16 protein-coding genes are annotated in these 17,370 nt (G+C 50.7%); all 16 read left to right on the top strand.

Annotated elements, in window-relative coordinates; translation table 11 throughout:
• Nucleotides 1–60: 60 nt before the first annotated feature.
• The 16 genes from Kalk_RS01620 (at nt 61) to Kalk_RS01545 (ending at nt 17,368) form a co-directional block, all read left to right on the top strand.
• Nucleotides 61–681 (top strand): phosphoribosylanthranilate isomerase, encoded by a 621-nt coding sequence (locus Kalk_RS01620; protein WP_101892546.1) that lies wholly within the window; start codon nt 61–63, stop codon nt 679–681.
• A complete protein-coding gene (gene trpB / locus Kalk_RS01615; RefSeq protein ID WP_101892545.1) occupies nt 668–1,882 on the top strand; it encodes a tryptophan synthase subunit beta in 1,215 nt (404 codons plus the stop codon). Before Kalk_RS01620 ends, trpB begins: the two co-directional genes overlap by 14 nt.
• A 25-nt stretch (nt 1,883–1,907) precedes the next feature.
• Nucleotides 1,908–2,711, top strand: coding sequence for a tryptophan synthase subunit alpha (trpA, locus tag Kalk_RS01610; protein ID WP_101892544.1), 804 nt, complete (start codon nt 1,908–1,910; stop codon nt 2,709–2,711).
• A 34-nt stretch (nt 2,712–2,745) separates the two neighbouring features.
• Nucleotides 2,746–3,612: an acetyl-CoA carboxylase, carboxyltransferase subunit beta gene (accD, locus tag Kalk_RS01605; RefSeq protein WP_101892543.1), complete on the top strand. Its 867-nt coding sequence runs from the start codon at nt 2,746–2,748 to the stop codon at nt 3,610–3,612.
• A complete protein-coding gene (folC, locus tag Kalk_RS01600) occupies nt 3,602–4,885 on the top strand; it encodes a bifunctional tetrahydrofolate synthase/dihydrofolate synthase (RefSeq protein ID WP_101892542.1) in 1,284 nt (427 codons plus the stop codon). The genes accD and folC overlap by 11 nt, the downstream gene beginning before the upstream one ends.
• Before the next feature lie 4 nt (nt 4,886–4,889).
• Entirely contained in the window at nt 4,890–5,501 is a 612-nt protein-coding gene (locus Kalk_RS01595) for an SPOR domain-containing protein (RefSeq protein WP_101892541.1), read from the top strand.
• An 86-nt stretch (nt 5,502–5,587) separates the two neighbouring features.
• Complete coding sequence (locus tag Kalk_RS01590; RefSeq protein ID WP_101892540.1) at nt 5,588–6,088, top strand: CvpA family protein; 501 nt, start codon at nt 5,588–5,590, stop codon at nt 6,086–6,088.
• A gap of 61 nt (nt 6,089–6,149) precedes the next feature.
• Complete coding sequence (purF, locus tag Kalk_RS01585) at nt 6,150–7,670, top strand: amidophosphoribosyltransferase (RefSeq protein ID WP_101892539.1); 1,521 nt, start codon at nt 6,150–6,152, stop codon at nt 7,668–7,670.
• Nucleotides 7,671–7,692: 22 nt separating this feature from the next.
• Nucleotides 7,693–8,886 carry an O-succinylhomoserine sulfhydrylase gene (locus Kalk_RS01580; protein ID WP_101892538.1) on the top strand — a complete coding sequence of 398 codons (1,194 nt, stop codon included), beginning with the start codon at nt 7,693–7,695 and terminating at the stop codon, nt 8,884–8,886.
• 98 nt (nt 8,887–8,984) lie between these two features.
• Nucleotides 8,985–9,911, top strand: a complete 927-nt coding sequence (locus Kalk_RS01575) for an AAA family ATPase (RefSeq protein WP_101892537.1) — start codon at nt 8,985–8,987, stop codon at nt 9,909–9,911.
• Nucleotides 9,892–10,875 (top strand): DUF58 domain-containing protein, encoded by a 984-nt coding sequence (locus tag Kalk_RS01570; RefSeq protein ID WP_101892536.1) that lies wholly within the window; start codon nt 9,892–9,894, stop codon nt 10,873–10,875. Before Kalk_RS01575 ends, Kalk_RS01570 begins: the two co-directional genes overlap by 20 nt.
• Complete coding sequence (locus Kalk_RS01565) at nt 10,865–12,907, top strand: transglutaminase TgpA family protein (protein ID WP_101892535.1); 2,043 nt, start codon at nt 10,865–10,867, stop codon at nt 12,905–12,907. The genes Kalk_RS01570 and Kalk_RS01565 overlap by 11 nt, the downstream gene beginning before the upstream one ends.
• A gap of 19 nt (nt 12,908–12,926) precedes the next feature.
• Entirely contained in the window at nt 12,927–13,895 is a 969-nt protein-coding gene (locus Kalk_RS01560) for a lysylphosphatidylglycerol synthase transmembrane domain-containing protein (RefSeq protein ID WP_101892534.1), read from the top strand.
• 3 nt (nt 13,896–13,898) lie between these two features.
• Nucleotides 13,899–15,320, top strand: a complete 1,422-nt coding sequence (locus Kalk_RS01555) for a UbiA family prenyltransferase (protein ID WP_101892533.1) — start codon at nt 13,899–13,901, stop codon at nt 15,318–15,320.
• A gap of 3 nt (nt 15,321–15,323) precedes the next feature.
• Nucleotides 15,324–16,625, top strand: a complete 1,302-nt coding sequence (locus tag Kalk_RS01550; RefSeq protein ID WP_101892532.1) for an FAD-binding oxidoreductase — start codon at nt 15,324–15,326, stop codon at nt 16,623–16,625.
• Between the two features lie 2 nt (nt 16,626–16,627).
• Nucleotides 16,628–17,368 carry an SDR family oxidoreductase gene (locus tag Kalk_RS01545; protein WP_101892531.1) on the top strand — a complete coding sequence of 247 codons (741 nt, stop codon included), beginning with the start codon at nt 16,628–16,630 and terminating at the stop codon, nt 17,366–17,368.
• Nucleotides 17,369–17,370: the final 2 nt, after the last annotated feature.

The raw sequence follows: 17,370 nt of genomic DNA, 5'->3' as shown, positions 1-17,370 counted from the left end.
AGGCCATAGCGATTCTGTTAAACTTGCGATCTTTACAAGCAGCATGAAAGAGTTAGCCTTGTGACACGGGTAAAAATCTGCGGAATCACCAATCTTGAAGATGCTCTGGCGGCTTGTGGCGCGGGTGCGGATGCCCTCGGCTTCGTGTTCTATGAGCCCAGTCCCCGCAACATCGACATTCAAACAGCCAAATCCATTTTGGAACAACTGCCGCCATTTGTCTCCACTGTAGGGCTGTTTGTGAATGCTGATCCTGGTTTTCTGCGCTCTGTGCTGGAGGCGGTACCATTGGATTTGCTGCAATTTCATGGTGATGAATCAGAGGCCGAATGCAGCGCCTGGGGGCGGCCTTATATCAAGGCAATTCGGATGAAAGCGGGTACGGATTTGGCCGCACAATGTCAGACATATCACAGCAGTCGTGGTATTCTTCTCGACACCTTTGTGGCGGGTCAGCCCGGTGGCACCGGCCAGACATTTAATTGGCAGGCAGTGCCCAAAGGACTCAGTAAACCTATCGTTCTAGCCGGCGGACTTGATCCCTCAAATGCAGCGGATGCAGTTCGCCAGGTTCGGCCTTGGGCGGTGGATGTCAGCGGTGGCGTAGAAGCCGCCAAAGGCAAGAAAGACAATGCGTTGATGCAAGCTTTTATCACAGGAGTACACAGTGTCTCAAAATGAGCGTGATTTTCTGACTACGCCGGATGATTTCGGAAACTTCGGCCCTTACGGTGGCCGCTTTGTCTCTGAAACCCTCATGTCTGCGTTGGATGAATTGGAAGAGATCTATAACAAACTGTCCAAAGACCCTGAATTTCAGGCCGCCTTTGACTATGATCTTGCCCATTATGTGGGGCGTCCTTCGCCCCTGTATCACGCCGAGCGCTGGTCGAAGCAACTGGGCGGTGCCCAGATATATCTAAAGCGCGAGGACTTAAATCACACTGGCGCCCATAAGGTAAACAACACCATCGGTCAGGCACTGTTGGCAAAATACACCGGTAAGCGTCGCGTCATTGCCGAGACCGGTGCCGGGCAGCATGGCGTGGCCAGTGCTACCGTAGCAGCCCGTTTAGGTTTGGAGTGCGAGGTATTCATGGGGGCTGAAGACGTAAAACGTCAATCCCTGAATGTATACCGAATGAAACTGTTGGGTGCGAAAGTGACCCCGGTGACGTCTGGCACCAAAACCCTTAAGGACGCCATGAACGAAGCGTTGCGCGATTGGGTAACCAACGTGGACGACACTTTCTACATCATCGGTACCGTTGCCGGACCTCATCCTTACCCCAAACTGGTACGCGATTTCCAGTGCGTTATAGGCCGCGAAGCCCGCCGCCAGTGCCAGGATCAAACCGGCCAGTTGCCGGATGCTCTGGTTGCGTGTGTGGGTGGTGGTTCTAACGCCATTGGCTTGTTCCATCCCTTCCTGTCTGATGAGTCGGTCAAGATGTACGGTGTTGAAGCTGCCGGTTTAGGGTTGGCAAGCGGGCAACACGCCGCGCCACTGTGTGCTGGCCGCCCTGGCGTTTTGCATGGCAATCGCACCTATCTTATGGAAGACGATGCAGGCCAGATCATGCATACCCATTCCGTGTCCGCTGGCCTTGATTACCCTGGTGTTGGCCCTGAGCATTCCTGGTTGAAGGATTGTGGCAGAGTTGATTATGTGGCGGCCACCGATGACGAAGCGCTGAGCGCATTCCGAACCCTCACTTTAGTGGAGGGCATCATGCCGGCTCTGGAATCAAGTCACGCATTGGCTTATGCCGCCAAGCTTGCGCCCACGATGGATAAAGACCAGATCATAGTAGTGAACCTGTCTGGCCGTGGTGACAAAGATATTCTTACCGTTGCCGAGATCGACGGCATCACTCTCTAGTACGGTACAGTAAGGAGTTTATTGGATGAGCCGTATCAAGGCGTGTCTTCAAAATCTGAAGCAACAAAATAGAAAAGCACTGATCCCATTTATCACTGCCGGTGATCCTCAGTTGGACGCCACAGTGCCCTTGCTGCACAACCTGGCAGAAAATGGCGCAGACATCATCGAGCTGGGCATACCATTTTCCGATCCAATGGCGGACGGCCCGGTGATTCAGCTTGCCGATGAGCGTGCTTTGGCAAATGGCGTCACCACCGTCCACGCGCTGGAGATGGTAAAAGAATTCCGCCAAACCAATCAGCAGACGCCTATCGTGTTGATGGGTTACCTGAACCCGGTAGAAGTTTACGGTTACGACCGTTTTGCCACCGATGCCGCAGCAGCCGGAGTCGATGGTTTAATCATTGTGGATCTGCCACCGGAAGCGGCTGTTGAACCTATAAAACTGTTTGATGCAGCAGGTTTGGACACTATCTTCCTGATCGCACCCACGACCAGCGATAAGCGCATTGCAACTATCTGCGCAGCAGGGCGCGGCTACCTCTATTACGTGTCATTAAAAGGCGTAACCGGTGCCGGACACCTGGATATAGACGGTGTAAATCAGAAGTTGGAAACAATTCGTAAAACAACCGATTTGCCCATCGCGGTAGGCTTTGGTATCAAGGACGCTGAAACCGCGCGCCTGATCGGTGAGAATGCCGACGGCGTGGTAGTGGGCAGTGCACTAGTTAAGTTGATTGCTGAATCCCAGAACGATCGCGAGGTTATGATGGCGCGCGTAACGGAGTTCACCCAATCCCTGCGGCTGGGCCTGGATCAATAAATAATAACCATAAGAGAATCAGGATGGCGTTGTTATGAGTAACAGCTGGTTAGGAAAGATTCTACCCAGTGTGGGCAGAACTTCGAGCAACAAAAAAACCGAAGTACCCGAGGGCTTATGGAAGAAATGCGCAAAATGTGGCGCCTTCCTCTATCGCCCGGAGCTGGAAAAAAACCTCGATGTTTGTCCTCAGTGTGATCATCACATGCGGATCAACGCCCGGCGTCGTATTGATTTGTTCCTGGATCAGGACGGCAGGGAAGAGCTGGCTGCCGACCTGCAACCGGTGGATCGTCTAAAATTCAAAGACAGCAAACGCTACAAAGATCGCCTTGTGAGCGCGCAGAAAGGCACCGGGGAGAACGATGCCCTTGTTGCCTTTAAAGGTACCCTCGAAGGCTCGACCGTTATCGCCGTCGCCTTTGAATTTGAATTTATGGGCGGGTCTATGGGCTCGATCGTTGGCGAGAAATTCGTCAGAGCGGTGAATGCTGCTATCGAAAACAGCTGCCCTCTGGTGTGCTTTGCTGCCAGTGGTGGCGCTCGTATGCAAGAGGCGTTGTTCTCCCTCATGCAAATGGCTAAGACCAGCGCAGCGTTGGAAAAACTCAAGGAGAACCGCTTGCCGTTCTTCTCAGTGATGACGGATCCTGTTTACGGTGGTGTGTCCGCCAGTTTGGCCATGTTGGGAGATATCAACATTGCCGAGCCAAACGCCCTTATAGGCTTTGCCGGCCCCCGGGTTATTGAACAAACGGTGCGCCAGAAATTGCCTGAAGGTTTTCAGCGCAGTGAGTTTCTGCTGGAGCACGGCGCTCTGGATATGATCATTCATCGTCATGAGATGCGTAATACATTGCATCGTCTGATGGGCAAGCTGCTTCCACAGAATGCAGCTTAAAGACTGGCTTAGCCGTCTGGAACGGCTCCATTTCAAATCAATCGATATGGGATTGGAGCGAATCCAGGCGGTGGCACAGCGTCTGGATCTGATCAGTAATACCCCCTTTATTTTTACCGTCGCCGGCACCAACGGCAAGGGCTCCACGGTCGCGTTGATCGATCAGTTGCTAAGGCAGGCTGGCTACAGCACCGGGCTCTACACATCACCCCACTTGATTGATTTTAATGAACGCGTATGCGTGAATGGAGTTCAAAGCACCGACGAACAGCTGATCAGCGCTTTTGAGGCGGTGGAGGCGGGGCGCGGTGCGATCAGTCTGACGTACTTTGAATTCACAACCCTGGCTGCGATCTGGTTGTTTCGGCAGCAGAAGCTGGATGCCTGGGTGCTTGAAGTGGGTCTGGGTGGTCGGCTTGATGCGGTGAACATCTGGGATGCCAGCGTTGCTGTTGTGACCAGTATCGACATCGACCATCAGGCTTGGTTAGGAAACGATCGTGCCAGCATCGGATTTGAGAAAATTGGTATCGCTCGCAGCAATAAGCCGTTGGTAATGGGCGAACCCGATCCGCCTCACGAAGTGGTTAAAAAATCCCTTGAAATGAACACTGCCCTTTATCAGCAGGGCCAGCACTTCACTTATCAAGTGGATGAAATCGATCACGTTGATACCAATACATGGTCTATAACGCTGACTTGCGGGGATCAAACCACCCTAGACCATAAGCGCTTACCGTTGCCTGACATTTATTTGCAAAATGCCGCCACAGCGCTGCAGGCTCTGGCTTTGTCGCCCTTTAACATTGAACGCACTGCAATGGAATCTGCATTGCGGCAAGTTATGGTTGCCGGTCGAAAACAGTTTATACATCATCAGCCCGATATTATGCTGGATGTGGGCCATAACCCCCACGCAGCCCGCGCGCTGGTGTCCCATTTGGCTAGCGATTCCACCAGGCGCATACATTGCATCGTGGGTATGCTGGCCGACAAAGACATCACGGATACCCTAATGGCTCTACTGGCTATAGTAGATCGCTGGTATCCGGTTGAGCTGGATTGCGAGCGGGCACTGCCTGCCATTAAGCTATTTGAGCAACTGACTGAAATGGGGGCGTGCTGTGACAAGCCCGCCTTAAGCGCTCACGGTGTCTGCAACCGGTTATTGCATTCGGTTTCCAACAAAGATCTGATACTGGTATTCGGATCGTTTTATACCGTGGCAGACGTTATACAATATGGCCCCAAGCTCAACATGACAAAAGGGTAAACCATTGGATCAAAGCCTGAAACAACGATTGGTCGGTGCTATCGTATTGATTTCGCTGGCGGTAATATTCCTTCCGCTGGTGTTCGACGGTCAGCAGCAGCGTGTGAACTCAAAAGATTACGAATACCCCGAGCAACCGGCCATGACCATCGAAGCCGTGGACTTCTCTCCGATAGAGGAGGAGGCCAGAGAGGTTATTGCCGCTGTTGAGGCCGTTAGCGAAGCCAAGGCACAGCAGGCGGCGCAATCCAGTGAGGCAGAAGTACAGCAGGATGCAGTTGCTGCAGCACAGGCCAGCTCATCACAAGCCACAGTAGAAGACTATATTGAGCAAGAAAAAGCAGCCGACCAAGCCATTCGTGCGGCCCCCCAGGATCCTTTGGAGCTGGCAGATGCCTGGATTATTCAGGTCGGTGCCTTTTCCAGTAAAGCCAACGCCGATGGCCTTCGCGACAAGTTAATAGCGGCTGATTACAAGGCCTATAGCAAGAAAGTCGGTGCGCTCTATAAGGTTTATGTGGGCCCTGAAATTCGAAAATACCGATTGGATCAGCAAAAAATTGCCCTGGAGCGTGATTATCAGGTTAAGACGCTGATTTTAAAGTATATTCCTTGATGTACAGACATTAGTTTTTTGGAATTAGCTCTGTTAGAATGCGCCCTTTCCCAGAACTCTCACTGTTGTCCAGGTAATCCCCTGTAATGAGCATTGCTGATTATGTCATTCTCGGCAGCATAGGCCTTTCAATGGCCCTCAGTTTGCACCGCGGATTCTCTCTGGAAGCCCTATCACTGGTGACCTGGATCGCGGCGTTTGTTATCGCCAGGCTGTTCAGCGTGCCGTTGGCCATTGTGCTGGCCGATTGGGTCGATCCTCCGTCTGCCCGTCAGCCTCTGGCGTTCGTGGCCCTGTTCATCCTCACCATGATCGTAGGCGCGCTGATTAAACACCTGGTTAAAGAAGTCGTCAAAGCCACCGGCTTATCCGGCACTGATCGAGTACTGGGCAGTGGTTTTGGTTTGGCGCGGGGCTGCCTGCTGGTGGTGATTGCCCTGTCGGTTCTTTCTCGTATGACCCAGATGCCCGCCGATCCTTGGTGGAAACAGTCGGTTATGATTCCACATTTCATGAAAGTGGAGCAGTGGACCACCGATACCGGGCAACTCATCTGGACAAAGATCATGAACATCGGCTCTGAATAGAGCAATCTATTTGGGCTATTATAGGTAGATCCAAGCACACGACGTATCGAGGTATAAGCGAATGTGCGGAATTGTCGGCATTGTTGGCCGCTCCAATGTTAATCAGACTCTCTATGATGCTCTGACTGTTTTGCAACACAGAGGCCAGGATGCCGCCGGTATAGTGACCTGTGATCAGGACAAGCTTTACCTCAGAAAGGATAACGGCATGGTGAGGGATGTGTTCCGCTCCCGTCATATGCGCCGTTTAATGGGCAACATGGGAATAGGGCATGTGCGCTACCCAACAGCGGGGTCATCCAGTTCCGCTGAGGCGCAGCCATTTTACGTAAACAGCCCCTATGGGATCACCCTTGCCCACAACGGTAACCTGACTAACGCTGCTGAAATCGGTGAGGATCTATATAAAACGGATCTTCGCCATATCAACACCAATTCTGATTCTGAGGTGTTGCTGAACATTCTGGCGCACGAGTTACAGCGCTTAGGCAAACTGGTGCCTACCGAAGAAGATATCTTCACTGCGGTAGAAGCAGTGCATCAACGTTGCAAGGGTGCCTATGCAGTTGTAGCCATGATCACCGGTTACGGCATTGTTGCATTTCGCGATCCCCACGGCATTCGCCCAATCTGCTTCGGCGAGCGCGAAACGCCTGAAGGCATGGAATACATGATTGCCTCAGAAAGTGTGGCATTACAGGCAATGGGTTTCGAGCTGGTGCGCGATGTTGCCCCAGGCGAGGCGGTTTACATTAATATGGAAGGTCGACTCTTCACTCGCCAGTGCGCGCCGGGTGCAGAATATCGCCCCTGCATTTTTGAGCATGTATATCTGGCTCGCCCTGATTCCATCATGGACGGGATATCAGTTTACAAGTCCCGTTTGCGAATGGGTGAAAAGCTGGCTGATAAAATCAAGCGCGTATGGCCGGATCACGACATCGACGTAGTCATTCCTATCCCTGACACCAGCCGTACCTCTGCGTTGCAGTTGGCTTACAACTTGGGTGTTAAGTTTCGGGAAGGTTTTATCAAAAACCGTTACATCGGGCGCACCTTTATCATGCCCGGTCAGAACGAGCGCAAGAAGTCTGTGCGCCAGAAACTAAATGCAATCGGGCTTGAGTTTCAGGGCAAAAACGTGCTGCTGGTAGACGATTCCATCGTGCGGGGCACTACCTGCAACCAGATCATACAAATGGCCAGAGATGCAGGTGCCAGAAATGTGTATTTCGCTTCTGCTGCGCCGCCGGTTTGCTTCCCGAATGTTTACGGCATCGACATGCCTGCTGCCAAGGAGCTGATTGCTCACGGGCGTACTGTTAAGGAAATTCAGGAACTGATCGGTGCCGATTGGCTGGTGTATCAGGATCTGGAAGATTTGGTGGCAGCATCACGTGAGGGTAATCCTGATATCGTGAATTTCGACTGCTCTGTATTTGATGGCCAGTACATTACTGGAGATATCAATTCGGGTTATCTTGAGCGTTTGGAAGCCAGCCGTAATGATGATGCCAAGAACCAGAAAGTAGCCAAACTGATGGTTAATAGCGAAAGCATTGATCTTCATAACACTAACTAGGTAAAGGTAGGAACTTCTCACCATGGATCAACTTGATGACCTTTCATCCCTGCATTTAGAAACGCTGGCATTGCGAACCGGCCAGCTGCGTACGGATGAGGGTGCCCATGGTGAGCCGATTTTTACCACATCCAGCTATGTGTTTAAGAGCGCTGAGCAGGCGGCCGCACGTTTCTCGGGTCAAGAACCCGGCAATATCTATTCGCGTTTCACCAACCCTACCGTTCGTGCTTTTGAGCAACGCCTGGCGGCGATGGAGGGCGCAGAACGTTGCGTGGCGACTTCGTCTGGAATGGCCGCCATACTTGCTACCGCCATGGCTTTGCTCCAATCAGGCGATGAAGTGATCTGCTCCCGCAGTGTCTTCGGTACCACCAATGTTCTGTTCGAGAAATACCTGAAGAAGTTTGGGGTCAAAACCACATTTGTATCCCTGACCGATATCACCCAGTGGCAAGCGGCTATCACAACGAACACTCGTATGTTCTTTCTGGAAACGCCATCCAATCCACTGTGTGAAGTGGCCGATATCGCTAAAATGGCGGAACTTGCCCATAAACATGATGCTTTACTGGTAGTGGACAATTGTTTCTGTACGCCAGCATTGCAACGCCCATTGGAGATGGGTGCAGATATCGCCTTGCATTCTGCCACCAAGTTTTTGGACGGGCAGGGTCGCTGTATTGGTGGAGCGGTTTGTGGTCGTTCTGAGTTAATGGAAGAGGTGTTTGGCTTCCTGCGCAGCGCCGGGCCCACCATGAGCCCCTTCAATGCCTGGGTTTTTCTCAAGGGCCTCGAAACCCTGAGCCTGCGTATGCAGGCCCATTCTGCCAGCGCGTTGCGTTTGGCTGACTGGTTGGAGCAGCAACCAGCGGTAGAGAAAGTGTTCTATACCGGACTTCCCACTCATCCTCAGCATTTGCTGGCCAGGGCACAGCAATCCGCATTTGGCGGGGTGTTGTCGTTCCGGGTTAAAGGTGGGCGTAAAGAGGCCTGGAGTGTGATTGATGCAACTCGTTTTCTGTCGATCACTGGCAATCTTGGCGATGCAAAATCCACGATCACCCATCCTGCCACAACTACCCACGGTCGGCTGTCAGATGAAGCGAAAGCGGAAGCAGGCATTACCGAGAACCTGATTCGCGTGGCAGTGGGTCTTGAGCATATAGACGATATCAAGGCGGATTTGAACCGGGGGCTGACTAAGCTGTCTTAGGATTTGATCACAGGCTGGATCCGATAAGGCTGCTAAACTGTAACCTAAGCGGTTACGTTCAGTAGCCTTTTTATTTGGATGGTTATCAGGGAGAACCCGTGTCTAATTCTGCATCACCCTTGATCAAGGCGTTATCAAATATCCTGCTTGGCAAGGAGGAACAGGTCAAGTTAGCGCTGGCCTGCCTGTTGGCCAAAGGCCATCTGCTAGTAGAAGACTTGCCCGGCATGGGAAAAACCACCTTGTCTCACGCTTTGGCACGTGTGCTGGGCCTTGAATATCAAAGAATTCAATTTACTAGCGATTTGCTGCCAGCCGATATCCTCGGCACCTCCATCTTCAATCAAACCAGTGCAACGTTTGAGTTTCGAAGCGGCCCGATCTTTTCACAAGTGTTGCTAGCAGATGAGATCAATCGCGCCACGCCAAAAACCCAAGGTGCACTTTTGGAAGCCATGGAAGAGAGGCAAGTGACGATTGATGGTGCCACTTACCCCTTACCACAACCGTTCTTTGTCATTGCCACTCAGAATCCAACCACGCAGATGGGAACCTATCCATTACCTGAATCCCAATTGGATCGTTTTCTGATGCGGATAAGCTTAGGGTATCCAGATCCAACCGTAGAACGGAAACTGTTGAAAGGGTTTAATCCGCGCCAGGATTTAGAGAAGCTCACACCGTCAACCAATGGAGAGAAGCTAGCTGAACTTCAGGATCAGGTGACGAAGGTCTTCGTATCTGATGCGCTGTTAGATTACGTTCAACGTATTTTAGCGTTTACTCGACAGTCCAATCAGTTCAGCTTCGGTCTTTCTCCCAGAGCCGGCATGGCACTGGTAAAAAGCGCACAAGCCTATGCGTTCGTTGCGGGGCGCGAACATGTGATTCCAGAAGATGTTCAGGCTATCCTGCCTTCTGTTGCCGAGCACCGTCTGGCTGGATCCCGTGATATTACAGGCCACGAGGGGCAGCGACTGGTGGATACCGTGTTGAAGCAGGTCGATGTCATCCCGAGCCGGTAATATACTGTCTGTCCGCCGCCTAATCCGCAGCCGCTGGCAAGCCTGGCTGGATCGACGCTTGCCGCCGCAAAACCGGATCGTATTGAATCAGAAAAAAATATTTATTCTCCCTTCGTGGATGGGGATAGGTTATCTGTTTACGACACTGTTGCTGTTCTTGGCTGGCGTGAATTACGAAAACTCCCTCATACTGAATTTCAGCTTCTTTCTCGGTAGCCTGTTTGTGGTTAGTATCCTGCAGACGTTCTCCAATCTTTCAGGATTAGCCATTAGCGCGGGCCACACCGAGCCCGCGTTCGCAGGTGCCGAAGCCAAGTTCGTTATTCATCTATCGAAAACAAAACACAAAGATCATCACTCCATCTACTGTGAGTGGCACGGTTACAAAAGTGATCCTCATAATTTGATAGCCGAACAGGAGACGCCCGTGGCGATGTTGCTGCGCACCAGCAAGCGAGGGCGTTACCGTCCCGGGCGATTAAAACTCCATACCCTGTATCCGTTTGGTTTGTGTCGAGCTTGGACCTGGGTCGATTTGGATATGTCGACACTGGTTTATCCCAAGCCCATCGAATGTGAACTGCCAAAAAATCCGACCGTTAATCGAGAGCAGGGCAACGTGATAACGCCTGATGGGCATGAGGATTTTGACAGCTTGCGGGCCTATAACACTTCAGATTCACTGAAAACAGTGGACTGGAAGGCCTATGCCCGCCGTAACACTCTCTATAGCAAGCAGTTTCACGGTTATGAAAGTAAGACCCTTTGGCTGGACTGGCATGATGCACCTACTTCCGATTTTGAATTGAAACTATCGTATATCTGTTTCTGGGTTGTGCATTTGGCAAATGGGAATGAACCTTACGGTGTCAATTTGCCGGGCCACAGGGTAGAGCCATCAACAGGAAAACAGCACGAGCAACAGTGTCTGGAATTGCTGGCGAGCTATCATCATGGCCGATAAAAAAATCAGACATACGTTTCCTATGCCCAGAACGGCCTTCGTTCTGTTGCTGGCATGTGTGGTGTTTTCGGTTTTACCCCATATTGGGCGCGTGCCCACGTGGATGTTGGGCGTATTCATTATAGTGCTTGGTTGGCGTATACAGGTGTTCCGCGAGCGCATGCGTTTTCCGCCGCGCTGGATTCGTCTGCTGCTTGTATCCACTGGATTTCTCAGCGTCATTTTTCATCATGGTACTATTTTCGGCCCTGATGCAGGGGTCGGTTTGCTGATTACAGCGTACTTGTTTAAGCAGCTGGAGATGTACACCAAGCGGGATGCATTTCTTATCGTGATACTGTCATATTTCGTGCTGGCCACTGAGTTTTTGTTCTCCAAATCTCTGTATACTTCTATTTATGTGTTTCTGGTTCTTATCCTGATTACTGCCGCGCTGGTTGCGCTTAACCAAACTGATCGCACCATCGCCATTTGGAAACCCGTCAAAACTGCACTGGTCAGCGTGCTTCAGGCTATGCCTTTAATGTTGGTTTTGTTCTTTCTGTTCCCCCGAATTGGGCCCATTTGGGATCTTGGAATGCAGGCAACAACGAACCGCACCGGCCTAAGTGATAGGATGACACCGGGTGATGTTGCAGAGTTGTCGCAGTCAACCAAGCTTGCGTTCAGAGTGGAATTCGAAGGCGAGATACCTGCGCCCAAGGATCGCTACTGGCGCGCGGTAGTGTTTGATCGGTTCGATGGGCGCACCTGGTTTGCGTTTGATGACAGCTATCAGCGGCCATTTGATCCGACTAAGCTCAATGTTAGAGGCGATCCGCTTCACTACAAAGTGTACATGGAGCCAACAGGCCAGCACTGGTTGTTTGCTTCTGCCTGGGCCAAAATTACAGGCATTAAGCATTTCAGTGCAAACAGCTTGATGAACAATGCTGCCGAGTCTATCGATTACCCTGTCTCGTATTCGGTGGAAACCTATCAGAATTTCGATTACGAAGCGCAAGGGCTAACTCACTCGTCTTACATTCACTATACAGCTCTGCCGCCCCAGGGTAATCAGCAAGCCAAGGAATTTGCAAAGCAAGTGTATCATCAGCTTGGACGTGACCCTGACCAACTCTCCTCGACAATCCTGCAGTGGTTTTTTAAAGAGAATTTTGTCTACACACTGAAACCCACAAGGTTGGGCGCAAACTCTATCGACGATTTTCTGTTTTCGACACAGCGCGGCTTCTGTGCCCATTATGCCGGAGCGTACGTATATTTAATGCGCTCCGTTGGCATCCCTGCGCGCATGGTGGGTGGCTATCAAGGTGGAAAGCCGCACCCAATTGGCAATTATCTGCTGGTACATCAATATGACGCCCATGCCTGGGCAGAATATTGGGTGCAGGGGCGTGGCTGGGTAAGAGTCGATCCTACCGCTGCGGTAGCGCCGCACCGCATAGAGATGGGGTCATTGCAGGACAGTCTTGATGAGGAATCGCTGTTGGATTCACCTTTCTCGGGCCTCAACGTCAGAAACATCGCGCTATTGGAGAAGATGCGCTTAATGGCGGATTATGTTGATTACTTATGGTTTAAGAATGTCGTGTCGTTCAATGAGAACAGCCAAAATCAGCTTTTCAAAGATCTACTGGGTGAGGTAACGCCACAGCGTATTGCAATACTTCTAGGGACCACCGCTGGTAGTGTCATACTGATCCTTGCCGGTTGGCTGTTGTTAACTCATCGACCAGTAACCAAGCTGGATGTGTTCGATAAAGCTTATTATAGGTTTATCAGAAAGCTTGAGCGTAAAGGGTTGGAGCTGGTTCCGGGTGAGGGCCCCCTGTCCTATGCATTAAGAGCACAAAAAAAGTTTCCCGATCAGGCAGATAATATAAATAAAATCAATCAGTTATATTGTGATATCAAGTATGGCTGTAGCGATGCTTCCTACGCTGAAAGCGACACATTGGTAGCGAGAAGTGATAAACTCAGGCCACTAGAAAAAGAACTCTTAAACGCCGTCGCGCGCTTTAAACTATAACAGCAGTGGAATCTTCTTCATGGGGCGGTTTCAAAAACCCATTATTCTATCGGTCATCCTGGGGATCGGGCTTTATTTTGGCGCGATGTTTCTTGGTGATTTTCAACAAACCGGAGCAGCCATCGCCAAACTGGGCTTAGTTGGCTGGATTGTCATTCTGTCGTTGTCGCTCGTTAATTATCTGCTCAGATATTGGCGGTGGGAATGGTATTTAACAAAGCTCTCCGGCACTAGAATGCCTCGCCGCCGGCATCTGGCTTACTACGTAAGTGGCTTTGCGCTGTCCACCACGCCCGGGAAAGCCGGTGAAACGGTGCGTTCACTGTATTTGAAACAGCACGGGATCAGCTATTCAAATACTTTCAGCACTTTTTTTGTGGAGCGGTTTCAGGATCTGCTTACCATTGTTCTGATGTCCAGTGCGGCCGCTGTATTATTCGAAGGCTACAGCTACTTGATCATAATCAGTGCTGGGGTAGTGTTTGCCAGCCTTCCGGTGTTACACAGCCGCTTGGTGCTTTCCAAACTCGACCGAATGTCTTCTGCTCTGCCGACCAAGTTCGGGGCCGCTTTAGGCCACCTGATTGAACTGCTAAATACCTCTGCAGTGTTGTTGAAGAACAAAGAGCTAATGGGTGGCATCCTGCTGGGGATAACCGCATGGATGGCGGAAGGAATCGGATTCTGGTATTTGCTGGAACGGTTGGGTCAAGATGTGGATTTGCTGGCTGCAGTGAGTATCTACGGTGTTGCGGTGCTAATTGGTGCTATATCGTTCTTGCCGGGCGGACTTGGCTCAACCGAGGCCGTTATGGGGCTGTTGCTGATCAGCGTAGGTGTGCCGGAGCCGGTCGCAATTGCTGCGACTTTGATTTGTCGAATCGCAACGCTTTGGTTTGCAGTTTTTATCGGGTTGATCGTCGCCGGGATCATGGCCGCAAGAGGCATTGTCCCTGTTGCAGCGAGTGAAGTAGTGGAACAGGGTTGATGTATGTCTAACAATAAGAAACCATTAGTAGTCGATCTGGATGGAACCCTTATCAAAACAGATCTGTTACTTGAATCTTTCATGTTGCTCATAAGAAGCAACCCTTTTAATGCAATCTACGCAATACTTTGGCTGCTGGGGGGTAAAGCCAACCTCAAAGCCCAAATCGCCCGACGGGTTGATATTCCTGTTCAGTATCTGCCGTACAATGATGAGGTCATCCAGTATGTGAGACAACAGCGCGAAGAGGGTAGGGAGGTCATTCTTGCCACCGCATCCCATTCACGTTATGCCCAATCCATATCACAACACACCGGACTTTTTGATGACGTGTTAGCGTCTGATGATAAGGTGAACCTGTCCGGCGCCCGAAAACGTGCAGCGCTTACTGAACGATACGGAGAAGGCAACTACGTCTATGCAGGCAATGCCAATGTGGATCTGAAGGTATGGCAGCACAGCGACAGTGCCGTAGTAGTTGGTTCTGATGGCTTGGCAAAAAAGGCGGAGGCCTTGTGTGGTCTGGAGCGCCACATTGCAGTCGCTATGCCATCGGCTAAAGTCGTGATAAAGGCCCTGCGTGTTCACCAATGGGTTAAGAATGCTCTGATATTTATACCGCTACTCACGGCCCATCAATTCCAGAATGTACAGATGCTGATCACCAGCTTGCTGGCATTCGTTGCATTTTCACTGTGTGCATCCAGCGTATATTTTCTTAACGATTTATTGGATCTCAATGACGATCGACAGCATGCAACCAAAAAGAACCGACCGTTTGCCGCAGGCACGCTCTCACTCCTGGCTGGAATTGCAGGCGCTCCCTTGTTGTTACTGGCGGCCATCGGTATTTGCCTGTTTTTACCGGTCGAGTTTCAGATCGTATTAGCAGTCTATTACGTGCTGACTCTTGCCTACAGCTTTAAACTAAAGCGACTGGTGATGGTAGACGTAGTCGCACTCGCGTCGTTATATACAATCAGAATAGTGGCCGGGGCCGCTGCCATCAGCGTAGCGCTTTCATTCTGGCTTTTGTCCTTCTCGATATTCGTGTTTCTGAGCCTGGCAATCATTAAACGCTATACCGAACTTATGAAACTAAGAACCAAAAGTGCAACCAAGGCACTTGGCCGAGGCTATCAGGTAGAAGATCTCGAACTGCTTTCGTCACTGGGTGGGTCCAGCGGCTATATCTCGGTACTGGTTTTAGCGCTTTACATCAATAGCCCTGAGGTTAAGGGTATGTATGGCGATCCATCCTTAATGTGGCCTGCCTGCCTGGTGATGTTGTATTGGGTAAGCCATATCTGGATCATTGCTCATCGCGGCGGTATGGATGACGATCCAATCGTGTTTGCCCTTAAAGATAAAGCAAGCATAATCTGCGGCGTGCTTATTGCAGGCTGCATGGCATTGGCGGTATAACGAATGACTAAACCCTATATCTCTTGGGGCCGATACCCCTACCGCGAACAAAAAGGGGTCGATTTGCATTGGCGGCCCACTTCGCTGCCCAGCGATGAGGTATTCTTGCCGCAGGGTAATGCTCGTAGCTACGGAGATAGCTGCATGCTGGAAGGTGGAAATGTTCTTTCCACCCGCTTTATGCGCCGGTTTATTGGATTTGATCCCGATACGGGGCTGATACAGTGTGAAGCCGGGGTGACATTGGCGGACATCCTTAACGTGGCAGAACCGCAGGGCTGGTTTCTTCCCGTTACGCCCGGTACAAAGTTTGCGACCGTAGGCGGTGCACTTGCGAATGATGTTCATGGCAAAAATCATCACGTTGCAGGTACCTTTGGTTGTCATGTAACTCGCTTCGAGCTGCTGCGTACCGATGGCTCCGTTCGAGTCTGTTCACCCTCAGAAAATAGCGAATGGTTTAACGCAACTGTTGGCGGATTGGGCATAACAGGATTTATAACTTGGGTAGAGATACAGCTTAAGAAAGTTGGTAACTCTGCTATCAATGCTGAGAACATCAAGTACCGCAATTTGTCCGAGTTTTTTGAGTTGTCACAGGCGTCGGAACAGGATTACGAATACACGGTTGCATGGGTGGATTGTCTGGCATCCGGGGATAAGTTAGGGCGTGGCCACTTTTCCAGAGGCAATCACGCTCGCCCGGTGCAACCGCGCCCATCTAAACCGGCAATGGCACTGTCAATGCCGATTGATCCACCTGTTTCATTGGTAAACAGTGCCTCCCTTAAAGCATTTAACTGGCTTTATTACAATCGACAGATAGAACCGGTGCGTTATCAAACCACACATTACGATCCGTTTTTCTATCCCTTGGATCATATCCATGACTGGAACCGAATGTATGGCCCTAAAGGTTTTCTACAATATCAATGTGTGATTCCTATGGAGCACAGCCACTTAGCAATAACCGAACTGCTTCATAGAATTGGCCGTGCGAATTACGGCTCGTTTTTGGCTGTATTGAAAGTGTTTGGCGAGGTTGCCTCCCCTGGTCTGATATCGTTTCCACGGCCCGGCACGACCCTCGCGTTGGACTTTCCATATCGCGGCAATAAGACAATGCAATTATTTGATCAGCTGGACGAAGTCGTGGTGCAGGCGGGTGGGGCTTTGTACCCGGCAAAAGACGCCAACATGAAGGCGGAGCATTTCCGATTGTTTTATCCCGGTGCGAATCAGCTGGCAAAATTCAAAGACCCGAATATTACTTCCAGTTTCTGGAAGCGAGTAATGGAAGCATAATCATGAAGAATTGGATCATTATTGGAGCCACCTCCGCTATTTCAGAATCAGTTTGTCGAATCTGGTCGGTTCGTGGATATAAATTGTTTCTGGTAGGGCGTGACGAGAAAAAGCTGGCCACACTGCGTGACGACTACAGCGTACGAGGTGCCAGCGATGTATATACGCACGTGATGGATGTAAATCAGTTCGAAGCACATGAAGCCTGCTGGAATGCAGCAGCGGAGCAAATGGGGCGCATTGATGGTATCTTCATCGCGCATGGCACGTTACCGGATCAGAAGGCGTGTGAGGCGTCCTTTGGCACCACACAATTAGAAATTAACACTAACGGTATGAGCGTTATTTCTCTGTGTACCATTGCAGCGAATGAATTTGAGAAAGCAGGTAAGGGTGATATCGCGGTGATTTCCTCTGTGGCCGGTGATCGGGGAAGACAATCTAATTACGTATACGGTGCAGCCAAAGGCTTGGTCAGCATTTACCTGCAGGGTTTGCGGAATAGATTGTTCAAATCCGGTGTTCATGTCACAACGATTAAACCGGGTTTTGTAGATACCCCTATGACGGCAGAATTCGATAAAGGCGGGCCTCTGTGGGCATCAGCAGACCAAGTGGCCAATGGTATAGTATCTGCGGTTGATAAACGGCGTAATGTTGTGTACTTGCCGTGGTTTTGGTGGGGGATAATGAACATTATCAAACATATCCCCGAAATGATCTTTAAACGATTGAGCCTTTAGAC

Source organism: Ketobacter alkanivorans (assembly GCF_002863865.1).
GTDB classification, from domain to species: domain Bacteria; phylum Pseudomonadota; class Gammaproteobacteria; order Pseudomonadales; family Ketobacteraceae; genus Ketobacter; species Ketobacter alkanivorans.
This window is presented reverse-complemented; position numbering and strand designations above follow the sequence as displayed.

Coding starts and splice junctions, on each gene's coding strand:
- trpA (WP_101892544.1), top strand. CDS start 1,908: ATGAGCCGTATCAAGGCGTGTCTTCAAAATCTGAAGCAACAAAATAGA.
- accD (WP_101892543.1), top strand. CDS start 2,746: ATGAGTAACAGCTGGTTAGGAAAGATTCTACCCAGTGTGGGCAGAACT.
- folC (WP_101892542.1), top strand. CDS start 3,602: ATGCAGCTTAAAGACTGGCTTAGCCGTCTGGAACGGCTCCATTTCAAA.
- Kalk_RS01590 (WP_101892540.1), top strand. CDS start 5,588: ATGAGCATTGCTGATTATGTCATTCTCGGCAGCATAGGCCTTTCAATG.
- purF (WP_101892539.1), top strand. CDS start 6,150: ATGTGCGGAATTGTCGGCATTGTTGGCCGCTCCAATGTTAATCAGACT.
- Kalk_RS01580 (WP_101892538.1), top strand. CDS start 7,693: ATGGATCAACTTGATGACCTTTCATCCCTGCATTTAGAAACGCTGGCA.
- Kalk_RS01570 (WP_101892536.1), top strand. CDS start 9,892: ATGTCATCCCGAGCCGGTAATATACTGTCTGTCCGCCGCCTAATCCGC.
- Kalk_RS01565 (WP_101892535.1), top strand. CDS start 10,865: ATGGCCGATAAAAAAATCAGACATACGTTTCCTATGCCCAGAACGGCC.
- Kalk_RS01560 (WP_101892534.1), top strand. CDS start 12,927: ATGGGGCGGTTTCAAAAACCCATTATTCTATCGGTCATCCTGGGGATC.
- Kalk_RS01555 (WP_101892533.1), top strand. CDS start 13,899: ATGTCTAACAATAAGAAACCATTAGTAGTCGATCTGGATGGAACCCTT.
- Kalk_RS01550 (WP_101892532.1), top strand. CDS start 15,324: ATGACTAAACCCTATATCTCTTGGGGCCGATACCCCTACCGCGAACAA.
- Kalk_RS01545 (WP_101892531.1), top strand. CDS start 16,628: ATGAAGAATTGGATCATTATTGGAGCCACCTCCGCTATTTCAGAATCA.